The sequence below is a fragment of the Candidatus Jordarchaeum sp. genome (assembly GCF_052745115.1).
In genome coordinates this window covers 1-12,536 of sequence record NZ_JBRAKS010000089.1, presented here as the reverse complement: position 1 = coordinate 12,536, position 12,536 = coordinate 1, and the positions used below count along the sequence as shown (strand labels likewise).

The following is a 12,536-nucleotide window of genomic DNA, read 5'->3' as shown; positions in this document are numbered from 1 at the left end:
TTAAAGTCCAAGAATGGTATTATTTATCGTTAAATCTTTCTACTGTTGTGAACCCTTCCGTAAAAATAACAGTAATTGGATTAAAATCCGATAAAAAAACCCATGATTTACACATCAAAACACTAAGCATGTTCGAACCCAGAAAAATTGTGGAAATACTAGACCCCAAAGAAGATGAGGAGAAAATCCGAAAATTAAATTTCCCAAAAATCACAGAGCCCACAGCATACGCTCGTATAGAGAATAAATGCTCCCCACCAATAGATGAACCCGATGAGGTTATTCCCATACTCAAGGATTTTCTAATCAGATAATAATCCACACCGTTAAAAGCCCAAAAAGTTAGCAAAACAATTCTTTCTATACTTTACATAAGAAAAAATAGATTGGACTGAAAAAAATGGATTAAACAGATGGTTATTTCGGAGTTCTTCCCAGTATCATTACCCCATTAAGCTGATCTGTTCCTCCCATTGCGTGGGCAAAAGCTGTTTCAACATCTGGAACTTGATGCTTTCCCGCTTTTCCTTGGATTTGCATTGTGGCTTCGGCGACTCTGTTCATACCGCTAGCGCCTATAGGGTTGGTGCACAAGACACCGCCTGAGGGGTCACAGGGCAGTTCTCCTCCTCTGAATACCACTCTGTCTTCAACCAGTTTGACTGCCTCGCCTTTTTCGCAGAAGTCGAAGCATTCATAATATAAGAGTTCCTGGAATGTGAAGGGATTATAAACTTCTGCCACGTCCAGTTGTTTAATGGGATTGGTGATTCCCGCCATTTTGTAAGCAGCTCTGGCAGCCTCTATAGCAGAGTCCCATAAGACCTTATCACTATCACCCAGCCAATACTCGTCTCCTCGGTATCCTACACCCTTTACCCACACTGGTGTATCCGTTATTTTCCTCGCTTTTTCCTCAGAGGCGAAAATTACCGCCGTGGCTCCATCGGATGATGGGCATACATCCAATAATCTAACAGGATAACAGATTATTCTCGAGTTTAAAACATCATCCACCGTGATTTTTATCTGAATATGTGCATTAGGATTATCAAGCGCATCATCGTGATTTCTCACCGACACCTCTGCCGCGGCCATTCGCACTCTATCTTCTGGAATATTGTATCGGTGCATGTATTCGTTAGACTGGCTTGCAAACACGCTTGGAGCACCTGCGACGAAGGGCTGTTGAAATATGGTTTCAACCACAGTGTTCATTACTCCCTGTGGCTCCCCTTCGTATTGTTTTTCCGCTCCTATCGCAATAACCACATCGAAGAGACCCGAGGCAACGTGGTAAAAACCAGAATGAGCGACAGACATTCCGGTGGTTCCACAGGTTGCAACTCGCATCAAGGGTTTCAAGAACGCGCCCGCAGGGTCGCTGCCCCAGTAGAGGTGACACGCGTTGACCCCCTCCATGGGTGCTGGCATGGAACCGGTTACTGCCGCTTCTATCTCTTCTATCTGTAATCCGGCATCATCTAGGGCTTTGTTAACCGCATAGTGGATTAGTTCCGGCATACTTGCATCATATCTTTTGCCGTGTTTTGTTTGTCCCGTACCCACAATTGCGACTTTTCTAACCATTCCGATACTTCCTATATTCCAATTTTTGAACCAATTTTTAAATTGCTTTCTAAATTTTCCATAATAAGATTAATTAGTTTAATTGCCCTCTTTAAGTGTGTTTTACAAAATTACTTTATTTCTTCTTCTTGAATTTCTGGTATGTTCTACTATCAATATAAGTTTTTTTATACTATTTCATTTTTAATCTATTTTACTTCCTTGGGAAAACTGAATTTTTCATATTTTTATTTTATTTTTTCAATATTGGTGAATTTTTTTTGAGAAATTGTTTTTGTATATTGATTGCACAAACTTTTAATATGGGAGTTAATCTCACTCTAAGTGTTTGATGCAGATATTGTCCACGCTTAGATTCAATTTGTTTATTTTATTTGAGGTTCTTGGATTGAAGTTGGTTACTGTTGATTACCATATTCATTCGACATGGTCCGATGGTTATTCCAGCATTGAAGGCATCCTTAACTATTGTATCAGAAAGGGTCTACAATCAATAGGGATTACCGACCATTATTCACACAATACGGTGAAGTGTTCCCAAATCACAGAAAATTTGTCTGAATATTTTAGTGAATTGCAGTCACTATCTGATGCTTACCGGAATAAAATCTTGTTGAGAAAGGGTATTGAGATTGATACCCGGGCTTGCGTTTTTGATTCCCCAGAGGAATGCCGAATTCTTACCTCCAAGAAATTTGATTACTACCTTTTTGAATATGTTACTGACAACTTTGGGGCAGGAGCCAACTTCTTGCCTTACAAAAATAACAGAATGCCGCTTATCTTATTAAACCGTATAAGAGATTTTAAGAAACTTCTACCAAAAGAATGTTCAGTAGGTCTGGCACACGCTTATCTACACATACTACCAGAAGAAGAATTAGAGGAAGCAATTGAATTAATAATAGACGCAGACATCTTCGTGGAACTAAACTCCACATATCAAAACTACAAGATGGACGGCTTTGAGAAAATATTCGAAACGGAAGAAATTAAACTCTCACTAGGATCCGATGCCCATACCCTGCATCAGATTGGCAAGCTTGAACAACCCCTAAAGTATGTTAAAGGATACCATGCAGAGGATAGGCTCGTTTTTATGGATGGTATAGACGCTTTAGAAGTGGAAATTAAGAGAATTTGAAGATTGAGCGTATTACTTTAATTTTATTTGAAAAATGCAGGTTTCGTCTGCATTCGGTCTGGTTTTTATGGGTTGTACTTTGAATCGGGGATCAATCTTTTTGAAATAATTTTTGTGAACTGCGGTGCACCCGTGTATACATGAAACCTTTGCCGGTTTCCCGCCCTTGGATAGGTAATCCTCATAATCTAGCTGAACCAAAGAATTCCAATTTGGACAAACGATATACTCCCACTTTAACGATTCACGGGTTTCCTCTAAATACTTGGGTTCATAGCCGTTGATTTTGGAGACTTGGTTAAGTAAATGTTTAGCCTTTTCAACGCTGTTCCCCTCGGGTTCAACCAATTGAATTAGTAAATCAATCGCAGATGGGAGAAGTTCTTCCCACATTTCTAGTTCCGCTTCAATAATGCCCTCCGGTCCTAGTCTCTTATATGCGAACCATGACCACCCATTAGAAATATTGTAAAGCATCTGGAGTCTTATGAAGTCTACCTCTTCCTTTGATAATTCTCTCACCATAATATTTCCTCCCATGATTTTAGTCTTTTTTATCTTTATTATTTTAATTAATATTTGTATCGGAAACTACAAGCCAAAAAAATTAAAGAAAATAATCTAGAAATACTTTAGAACGTTGAAAAAGAAATTGGCACAAGGGAGGATTTATTAGTTATTTTATTCTTTTTATGGAAAATTTCGATTTATTTTTTGTGCTTTTTATTACGGTTTTTTCTTCTTTTTTCATCATTTCTTTCAAGTAGGCTTGTGATACGAGAAGCACTGTTACCAGTATTAAGCTGTAAAAGAAGAACATTGATTCAAATCCAAAATACGAACTGATTAAAGCTCCAATTACGGGGCCGATGCTATAACCTACATAAAAAGCTATGCCGAACAGCGAATTCACAGTAGCATATGCTTCGATACCCTCATCTTGAAGAGATTCTATAGCTAAGGGCGTCAAAGGAGTAAAAGCCAAGGTTCCAATGGCTGCGGCGACCATTATAGTTGCCGTTAAACTCACTGGGTCTCCGCAGAAGGGGATAACTATATTCACTCCCGCCAGTAGAGCCATTCCTATTACAATAAAAATCTTTCTTCCGTATCTGTCAGACAGTCTGCCCACAAATGGTTGGCAAACCGCGTAGCTGAGAGATGCCGCGCCGAAAATTAAACCTATTTGTGTAGCAGAGAGCGAAAAACGTCCAGATAAGTATGGAGGCATTAAGGGCTCAATAAACCCCCAAAAAATCATAGTTAACACATTGATTATTATTATGATGACAATGTTTCTGATTCTAAGAGCTTTCCCTATTATTTCTCGGTAAGGTAGTGTCTCTATTACTTTTTCTTTTCTAGTTACTTTTAATCTGAAAAACATGTAAACAAACATAGCTAAAGAAAGCGCAGCAAGCAGAAGAAAGGGTAAGTTGAAGCTTATATCTGATAAGACTCCTCCAATTAAAGGTCCGGCGATGCCCCCTACACCAGTTATTCCGGTTGCGATTCCTAGTTTTTCTCCTTTGTCTCTACCCGGAAAAGTGTCTGCCACCAATGCTATGGCTGAAGACCATGTGGCTGAAGCCGCTAAACCTTGCACCGCCCTACACGCTGCAATCAGGGGCACACTTCCAGCCAGAGGATAAAGAAGTGAAGCCGCCCCCAAAAGAAGCATTCCCGTAACCATAAAAGGTCTTCTACCATAACGGTCGGACATCAGTCCGAAGGGAATGGTGGTTACCAACTGCACAAGTGCATAGGAGGCGAAGATAATGCCCAAATCTAGGTCGGATGCACCAAGTGATATTGCGTATTGGGGAAGAAAAGGAATTATAATTCCATAACCCAAATTGTCAACGAACGCGCTGAAGCAAACTATGGCCAATATCTCAATGGAAGGATTAATTTTTCTCAAAGGTATTCGCAAAAAAATCCGCCTGGGAACTCTATCTTTTGTCAGAAAATGGGTATTATTATGTATATTTTAAGCTTAACCTAAACCTGAAAATGAAAAAGTATGATGTTGCATACATGGAATAAGAGTTAGAGTTTATTCGTAGCTTCTTTCGATTAAAAATTGATTTAAAAAAATTATTTCAATCATCATCTGTGAAAAGTTTCTTATGACTCAAAATTCTTCTTCTTAGAGGTATTTTTAATTCAACTGGTGGCATTGTTTCCCTCTTTATTTCTTTTTTAATTGTCTCCTTAATGTAGATCTTTGAGAAAATAAGTAGTATCACTAGTATCAAGCTGTAAAAGATAAACATAGTTTCAAATCCGGAGTAAGAACTTATCAAAATTCCAATCACGGGACCAATACTATAACCTGTGTAAGCCGCTAAGCTGAATAATGACTGAACCGTCGCGTAGGCTTCAACACCATCATCCTGAAGAGACTCTATTACTAAAGGGGTTAAAGGAGTCCAAGCTACGGCTCCTATCGCTGCCGCAAACACCAGACAAACTGACAAGCTTAGTGCATCTTGGCAGAAAGGTATAAGCAAGTTTACCAGCGCTTGGACTGCTATTCCTATTATTACGAACTTCTTTCTCCCATATTTGTCTGATAATCTACCGACTATTGGTTGAAGTACAGCGTAGAATAGGGACATAGCCCCAAAAACTATACCTATCTGTGTGCTTGAGAGCGAATATCGTCCAGACAGGTAGGGAGGCGTTAATGGCTCTAGAAATCCCCAGAAAATCGCTGTCAGAACGTTGATAATTATAATTACTAGCACATTTCTGACTCCAAGAGCGTTCCTGATCATTTTTAAATAGGAAATATCTTCCACGGGTTTTCCGTTTGTTTCTTTCAACCTGAAAATCATGTAGATAAATGTGGCTATACAAATCGTACCAATTATCAGGAAAGGTAAGTTAAAGTTCACCTCTGATAAGAATCCTCCCGCTAGTGGCCCGGCGATACCCCCCATATTGGTTGCTCCAGCTGCTATTCCCAGTTTTTCCCCTTTATCTCTTCCCGGAAACGTGTCCGCTACTACTGCTATGGCCGAAGACCAGGTGGCTGAAGCCGCCAAACCCTGTATCGCCCTACATAATATCATCATGGGTACTGTTTGGGCTAAAGGATAAAGAAGTGAAGCCACACCTAAAAGGAGCATTCCCGTAACCATGAAGGGTTTTCTACCGTAACGGTCGGACATTAGTCCAAAAGGAATGGTGGTTACCAATTGCACCAAGGCGTATGAAGCGAAGATGATACCCAAATCAAAGTCGGAGGCTCCGCTAGACTGAGCATACTGGGGAAGGAAAGGAATAATGATTCCGTAGCCCAATGAGTCCATAAATGCGCTGACGCATACAATTAACAACAGCTCCGTTGAGGGGGACCACTTTGTAAAGTGGATTTGCATAGGTCTTCAACCCCCTATTAAAACTGATTTGGGTTTCGCCCAAAGTATAATCAGCGTCTAGACTTTTAAGGCTAACTCACCTTAAAATATTAAAAATTTCGGTGATTTCAACTATTTTTCTAAATAAATTAGCTTCTTTTTAGAGTGTTTTTCAAAAACCTATTTTTAACGAATATCCTTTTTTCGATTATCAAAGTTTGAGTAATAATAATCATTACTACGAGCATTCCGCTGAAAACCCAGAAGATTGATTCGAAACCAAAATATGAGGTTATAAGCACTCCCAGGATGGGACCCACGCTGTACCCAATAGTGTATGAAAGGTTGAAAAGACCAGAAGCAGTTCCGAAGGTTTCCATATTTTCGCTCTTTAACGATTCTACCGCTAAGGGCATCAGTGGGGTGAAAGTAAAACTCCAGAAGATTCCCGCAACACCCAGTAGTAGGAAAAGTAAGGGCACACTGGAAGCATACGGAATTAGTAGATTTATAATACACAAAGCTATTAACCCATTCACAATGAATATCTTTCGCCCAAACTTATCTGACAACCTTCCGATAATTGGCTGGAAAAGAGCGAATGTTAGAAAAGCTATTCCGAAAAATAATCCAATTTCGGTTCTAGACATGTTGAATCTTCCCGTCAAATAGGGTGGCATAAGAGGTTCTATGAACCCAAAAAATATAGCTACCATAATGTGAATTAACATAATTATCAAAATATTTCTGATTTTAATGGCTCTACCCAACATTTCACGGAACGGTATAGAAACTTTCATCGTTTCCTTTTTTGCCAATCGCAGTCTAATCATCATGTAAAAGAAAATAATGATAGCCACAAATCCCACTACAAAGAAAGGTAGGCCAAAATTGACATCACCTAAAACACCACCTACAAGTGGTCCAGCAATACTGCCCACACCAACCGCTCCATTCACAATACCCAATTTTTCACCCTTATCAGTTCCAGAGTAAGTATCAGCGACAAGAGCTAGGGCGGAAGACCATGTAGCAGAAGCAGCTAATCCCTGCACAGCTCTACAAGCAATCAACGCCGCTACGCTCTGTGCGAAAGGAAAATACGAGAAAGAAGCTGCTAGGAGTAGCATTCCCAATATCATGAATGGTTTTCGCCCATATCGATCCGAAAGTAAACCAAAGGGTATTGTTGTAAACAGTTGTATTATGGCAAACATGGCAAAAATGAGTCCCAAGTCGAAATCCGAAGCACCCAAGGATAAAACATACATTGGGAGAATGGGAACCACTATGCCATAACCTATAGAATCAACAAAGAGACTCAGGCTTGAAATAATCAAGATTTCCCTAGCAGAAGTTAAGGAATTCATCTTTAGTCTCAAAGAATCATCACCACAAATTGTGAAGCTACCCCCTGTATTAGGGAAACACCCTGATTTCTTGAGCAAAATGGCCTATACGTTAAAGATTGGTCTTTTTGAGATGTGTGTTGGAAGCGTTAATTCTTTGAAAGGTTTATCTCCTATCTTTTTCTTAATTTCTTTCTCTAACTGTTTTAGAGTCATTTCAACTTCTTCTCTGGTTTCTCGAACTCGGACTTTGAGCTTCTCGCCTTCCAATTCTTTGTCCCCTACAACGATTATGTAGGGTATCCACTCCTCTTCAGCTTGCCGTATTCTCCTAGCCACTGTTTCTCCTCGGTCATCAATATCTACCCGAACTCCATTGATTTGCTCCACAAGTTCTTCGGCGAATTTCAGATGCCGTTCCGCAACCGGAATTATTCTAAGCTGGGTGGGGGAAATCCAAACAGGCAGCATGGGAGGTTTACCCTCCCTCTTCATTTTCACAGCAGAATCAAATAGAGTGAAAAGATATCTCTCAACTGTACCAATAACGGCTGAGTGAAGTATAAAGGGAAATTTTTCGCTTCCATCAGCGTCAGTAAATTTTATGCCAAACCTCTTACTATTACCAAAATCTATCTGAACAGTGCCTATTTCCCTCGGTCGGCCAAGATCGTCAAGTATATGGTACTCGTTGTTTATTGACCAGTAATAGTTTATTCCCGGAGGATAGAAACATATCAAGAGATTCTTGTTTTTAGTTTTTGCAAGTTTAAGTAGAAAGTCTTTGTTTCTGTTATAGAAGTCTTCTGAGGTTAGATTTATGAGCAGCTCGTTGTTTCTTCCCAACTCATCCATTGCCTCATAGATTTTTTCATGAATTTTGTAGAACCATTCCAACGATTCCTTCTCATCCCTACATATCACATGAAAGTCGGGCATATGCAGCTTCCTGGTTCTAAAGCAGAGAAGCAGCTCACCACTCTGCTCCAGTCGGTAACTATCAGCATTTTCAAAAGCTCCGAAGGGAAGGTTCCGATAACTTATTGTCCAGTCCTTAATCATGGCAAACTGCTGATGGCATGCTGCGTAGCGCATAACAAATTTATTGTCTTCAACTTCCAGCTGGTATAAGCGGTCACCGTAGAGTTGCGCGTGTTCTTTCACTGGCTTCATTTCCAAGTCAAACATGTTTGTTCCTCTAACAGAATAAACTGGAATTCCCAGACCTCTAACTATTTTCTCAGCGTATTCTCCTATGAGTTCGAATAGTAGATTGCCCTCAGGTCCGAACTTCATATGTCCCTTGTCAGAGAAACTCTCCCAGTTTATGTGATATCTTTTAACCACGCTAATGAATTCGGGTTCCTCCCCGGAACCAGGACTCTCCCTGCCTAGCGCTTCTCTTTCCACCAGTATCTTAAACTCGTCGTCTTCACAGTTTTTCACATATTCCTCAGGGTCAATCTCCTCACCCTTCTGAGTTAGCACCAGAAATCTTTTCGCAATTTTTTTCGGTACCTCTACCACAACTTCTTCCTTAACCTCCGTCCCTACGGGATGGATCTCCCGGGAAAGCTCTGACATTGGGTGACCCTTACAGCTTATTATGAAAGCTTTATAGAATCCGAAGGGTGAACGCATAACAGAGTATTCTTCCCCCAGTTTTTCAGCTACTCCCTTGAGAATATCTATAGCTGTTTTGGGATCTGAAAGATTTTGTGAGAGGTGAGCATAGGGGTAAACCACAATATTTTTAGCTCTTACCTGTTCCGCTACCTTTTTTATCTCCGCAACGGTCTGGTTAATGATATAACTCTTGTTTTTTTCATCACCTTTCTCGACTGCTGAGAAAACCACCAAGCATTCCTTGGAGCTTCCCTGCTTGATTGATTCGTCTTCCAGCTTCTCAGCTATTGGAGTCTTCTGAGTCACCCTATATGAAAACTCATCGGAGTGAATAAGTAAAATTCTCATACCTGGTGCATCCCATCAAAAAATTATACTTTGGAATTGATTCACTGAATATCAAATAAATATATTTATAACTTGTGGTATTATCCAAAAAAGAGGAAACTAAAATTCTGAATTGCTATAAACCTATTCCTAAATTTATGAGAGCATCCGATAGGCTGTTAGAAGCTACTTGCTTTTTTCTAAAAATGCTTTTACACGTTCCCTGTGGGCCTCTGTTTGGAAGCATATTGCCTGCATAGTCATTTCGTAGTCCATCGCCTCTCGTAAATCCGTGGTTATGGCTTTGTTTATTGTTTTTTTTGCGGCCCCAAGCGTTTTGGATGGTAGGTTAGCTAATATTTTTGCATATCCTTTTGCTGCGGATAATACCTCTTCCTGGGGGACAACCTTGTTTACCATGCCGATTTGTTCGGCCTCCTTGGCGGGCACCATTTTACCCATCATGATAATTTCCTTCGCTTTCTGCAGTCCGACCAGTCTTGGTAGTAGCCAGCTACCCCCACCATCAGGCACCAAACCAACATGGATGAAAACCTCACCGAAACGAGCATTTTCCGAGGCTATAACAAAATCACAAGCCAAAGCCCAATTGCATGAACCACCAGCTGCCACACCGTTAACCGCTGCGATAATCGGCTTTTCGATATTCCAAATTAGATTAGTCACCTCTGAAGTGGCGTGATATAGAGCTTGCCTCAAAAGCAGTGGATCTAGCTGATGTGCATCTTTCATGGTGCCAATGTCTCCACCCGCACTAAAGGCCCTTCCTGCTCCCGTTAATATTATGGCTTTGACTTCATCGTCCATAGCGAGGCTACTCAGCTCTTGCTTCATTTCTTCCTGCATTTCCAGATTCAAGGCGTTTAATTTATCTGGGCGATTCATTGTTATAACGGCTATACCGTCCTCCTTTTCCACAATAATAAACTGGTATGAAATAATCTTCACACTCCTTATAGACTTTCCAATTTGAGGGTTTCAAATCAAAAATCCAATAATAGATGATTTCTTTTATAACTTTCCATTATTGCGGTAAGAAGAAAAATAATAAAAGAGAGCGTAGGGATAAAAAAGAAAATTTTTAATGAATATGCTTATTTTCCAATTGACACTCCTTGTGGGTCAAGCTCGTGCAATATCTTGATTTCTTCCTTAGTGGGTATAGGTGTTGTTTCAATATTATCTCCAATTAGTAGCTCAAAGCTGCAGTTCTCCTTTATCTGCTCCAGTGTGACACCAGGGTGAAGGGATATCAACCTCATTCTTTTAGTTTTTTCCTCGAAATCGAATATTCCCAGCTGCGTTATTACCCTAAATGGACCAGATCCTTCAGGTAATCCTGCCTTCTCTCTTGCTCCTGGCCCTGTAAGGTAGCCAGGTGTTGTTATGAAGTCTACTTTATTCACAAAGGTTCTCGGTGCTTGATTTCTCATTATGTATATTGTTTTATTGGATAGCGAGCCAATATCATTTGCTCCCCCACTTCCTGGGAAGCGTACCTTTGGAAGATCGTGGTTTCCAATGCAAGTTGTATTTAGGTTTCCGTACGGGTCGATCTGAGCTCCACCGAGAAAACCATAATCAATGTAACCTGCTTGGCATGCTGACATGACATCGTGCATGCTGGAGGCTCCAACCGCTTTCCAGAATGTTCTAGAGTCACCAACCGATATGGGCAGAACTGGTATTTGGGGCCCCATGCCGCCCGCCTCAAAAATAATTAGCAGATTCGGTGCGTGTGTTCTTTGAGCTAGCATCGAAGCAATCATGGGAAGACCTTTAGGCCACAAATCCATTAGAATTTGTGTGTGCCCACGAAGACCGATTTTTTGTCTTCTAGTATTTTGGATGCTGCTACTGCTAGGAGTTCTCCCATTGTGTATTCATTTTTCTCACTCATATTATTCACCTCACTTTTTACGCCAAGGCGCTACCATAGGCGCCCTTAACTGTTCAACTTTCTTAAGATAGTTCAGTTTCTTCACTCCACCGATAAGTGCCAAATATTCTTCAAAGTCCTCGACACCGAAAACGTATTTGTCGAGATATTTTTGTGTTCCCTCTTCTGTACTTGAGAGTTCTAGCCACTCGGCTATGTGTTCCTCGTCAAAGAAGTACAGGTAGGGCATTTCGCAGGGATGTGAGCCATAGGGAACCTCACAAACTGCGTCTACACAGTAAAAGGGAATTACTGTCCGCCACGGTTCATTGCGAACTCTAAATTCTGGGATTAACTCCTCAGTAGTTATTATTAGTCTTCTTGCAGCTCTTGCGAGCTCAAAGTCTTCAACTGTTATGCCGTCGATCTGGGCATTACCGTTTTTATCGCATCTAGGTACATGGATGAAAACTACATCTGGATTACATGAGGGAATTAAACAGATTGGTTTCCCACTGAAGGGATCTTCTATCACTATAGAAGAACTATAGTTAAATGTATCAGTGCCTACAAGATTTCGGGAGGGTATAAATGGTACTCCCATCATTCCTCCTAGGAATCGCCACTGATAACCGGCATTACTTATTTCAGCGAGTACTTTACACTTTCCGGATTCAACCATTCTTCTTGAGGCGGGTGATAAACCTCTTAACTCGTGGCCGAATGAATAAGCTACCTCTACCTTATTGACCACCCCGGAACCCACGAGTACATCAAGGTCATGGACCGCTGTTTTTCCCGCCATTATTAGATTCTTTTTCTTCTGTCTTATAATTTCATAAATTATTGACATGGAAACTCTGATGTGGCCAAAACCACCGGAGGCAATGTAACTTCCATCCTTTACAAATTTTGAAACTGCTTCTTTTACCGTCATTGTTTTATCGTACAGGTCTCTGCTCTTGTTTTCTCTAATCCATTTTCGATGCTCATCTGGATCGTGCCAACCTACTAGTTCTCCTTTTCCTTTAGCTAAGACTTTCAATTCCTCTAATTTGATAACTGTCATGCGTCATCACCATTTAGAATCTGTGAGACAAGAATTGTAACTTTTTATATTTTTTTCTTAAAATTTAAATTTAAATAAAATTATCATTCACTATAATTTAATTAATTATATTAAAAAATTTTTGAAATATTTATAAAAAAAGATCATGATTGACGTTACAACTACT

At 40.3% G+C, this 12,536-nt stretch carries 11 protein-coding genes; 2 read left to right on the top strand and 9 right to left on the bottom strand.

Going from position 1 to position 12,536, the window contains the following annotated elements:
- On the top strand, positions 1–314 hold a 314-nt coding region (locus tag ACUVXA_RS08295; protein WP_445870783.1), incomplete at its 5' end, for a hypothetical protein.
- A 103-nt stretch (positions 315–417) separates the two neighbouring features.
- Here ACUVXA_RS08295 and ACUVXA_RS08290 read toward each other — a convergent pair.
- Positions 418–1,590: a thiolase C-terminal domain-containing protein gene (locus ACUVXA_RS08290; protein ID WP_445870782.1), complete on the bottom strand. Its 1,173-nt coding sequence runs from the start codon at positions 1,588–1,590 to the stop codon at positions 418–420.
- A gap of 388 nt (positions 1,591–1,978) precedes the next feature.
- Between ACUVXA_RS08290 and ACUVXA_RS08285 the strand changes: the two genes are divergently transcribed.
- Positions 1,979–2,734, top strand: coding sequence for a PHP domain-containing protein (locus tag ACUVXA_RS08285; protein WP_445870781.1), 756 nt, complete (start codon positions 1,979–1,981; stop codon positions 2,732–2,734).
- 12 nt (positions 2,735–2,746) lie between these two features.
- Here ACUVXA_RS08285 and ACUVXA_RS08280 read toward each other — a convergent pair whose 3' ends face one another.
- From ACUVXA_RS08280 to ACUVXA_RS08245, 8 genes are all read right to left on the bottom strand, one after another.
- Complete coding sequence (locus tag ACUVXA_RS08280) at positions 2,747–3,259, bottom strand: hypothetical protein (RefSeq protein ID WP_445870780.1); 513 nt, start codon at positions 3,257–3,259, stop codon at positions 2,747–2,749.
- Positions 3,260–3,410: 151 nt separating this feature from the next.
- Complete coding sequence (locus ACUVXA_RS08275; RefSeq protein ID WP_445870779.1) at positions 3,411–4,667, bottom strand: MFS transporter; 1,257 nt, start codon at positions 4,665–4,667, stop codon at positions 3,411–3,413.
- Positions 4,668–4,836: 169 nt separating this feature from the next.
- Positions 4,837–6,120 (bottom strand): MFS transporter, encoded by a 1,284-nt coding sequence (locus ACUVXA_RS08270; protein WP_445870778.1) that lies wholly within the window; start codon positions 6,118–6,120, stop codon positions 4,837–4,839.
- Between the two features lie 128 nt (positions 6,121–6,248).
- Complete coding sequence (locus ACUVXA_RS08265) at positions 6,249–7,481, bottom strand: MFS transporter (RefSeq protein WP_445870777.1); 1,233 nt, start codon at positions 7,479–7,481, stop codon at positions 6,249–6,251.
- Positions 7,482–7,553: 72 nt separating this feature from the next.
- Positions 7,554–9,422: a threonine--tRNA ligase gene (locus ACUVXA_RS08260; protein WP_445870776.1), complete on the bottom strand. Its 1,869-nt coding sequence runs from the start codon at positions 9,420–9,422 to the stop codon at positions 7,554–7,556.
- A gap of 165 nt (positions 9,423–9,587) precedes the next feature.
- Entirely contained in the window at positions 9,588–10,370 is a 783-nt protein-coding gene (locus tag ACUVXA_RS08255; protein WP_445870775.1) for an enoyl-CoA hydratase/isomerase family protein, read from the bottom strand.
- A 146-nt stretch (positions 10,371–10,516) separates the two neighbouring features.
- On the bottom strand, positions 10,517–11,191 hold the full coding sequence (locus ACUVXA_RS08250) for a CoA-transferase subunit beta (protein ID WP_445870774.1): 675 nt from the start codon (positions 11,189–11,191) through the stop codon (positions 10,517–10,519).
- A gap of 141 nt (positions 11,192–11,332) precedes the next feature.
- The gene (locus ACUVXA_RS08245) at positions 11,333–12,370 is read right to left on the bottom strand and encodes a CoA transferase subunit A (RefSeq protein WP_445870773.1); all 1,038 of its coding nucleotides are present in this window, start codon (positions 12,368–12,370) and stop codon (positions 11,333–11,335) included.
- Positions 12,371–12,536: the final 166 nt, after the last annotated feature.

Coding starts and splice junctions, on each gene's coding strand:
- ACUVXA_RS08280 (WP_445870780.1), bottom strand. CDS start 3,259: ATGGTGAGAGAATTATCAAAGGAAGAGGTAGACTTCATAAGACTCCAG.
- ACUVXA_RS08260 (WP_445870776.1), bottom strand. CDS start 9,422: ATGAGAATTTTACTTATTCACTCCGATGAGTTTTCATATAGGGTGACT.
- ACUVXA_RS08290 (WP_445870782.1), bottom strand. CDS start 1,590: ATGGTTAGAAAAGTCGCAATTGTGGGTACGGGACAAACAAAACACGGC.
- ACUVXA_RS08250 (WP_445870774.1), bottom strand. CDS start 11,191: ATGATTGCTTCGATGCTAGCTCAAAGAACACACGCACCGAATCTGCTA.
- ACUVXA_RS08245 (WP_445870773.1), bottom strand. CDS start 12,370: ATGACAGTTATCAAATTAGAGGAATTGAAAGTCTTAGCTAAAGGAAAA.
- ACUVXA_RS08270 (WP_445870778.1), bottom strand. CDS start 6,120: ATGCAAATCCACTTTACAAAGTGGTCCCCCTCAACGGAGCTGTTGTTA.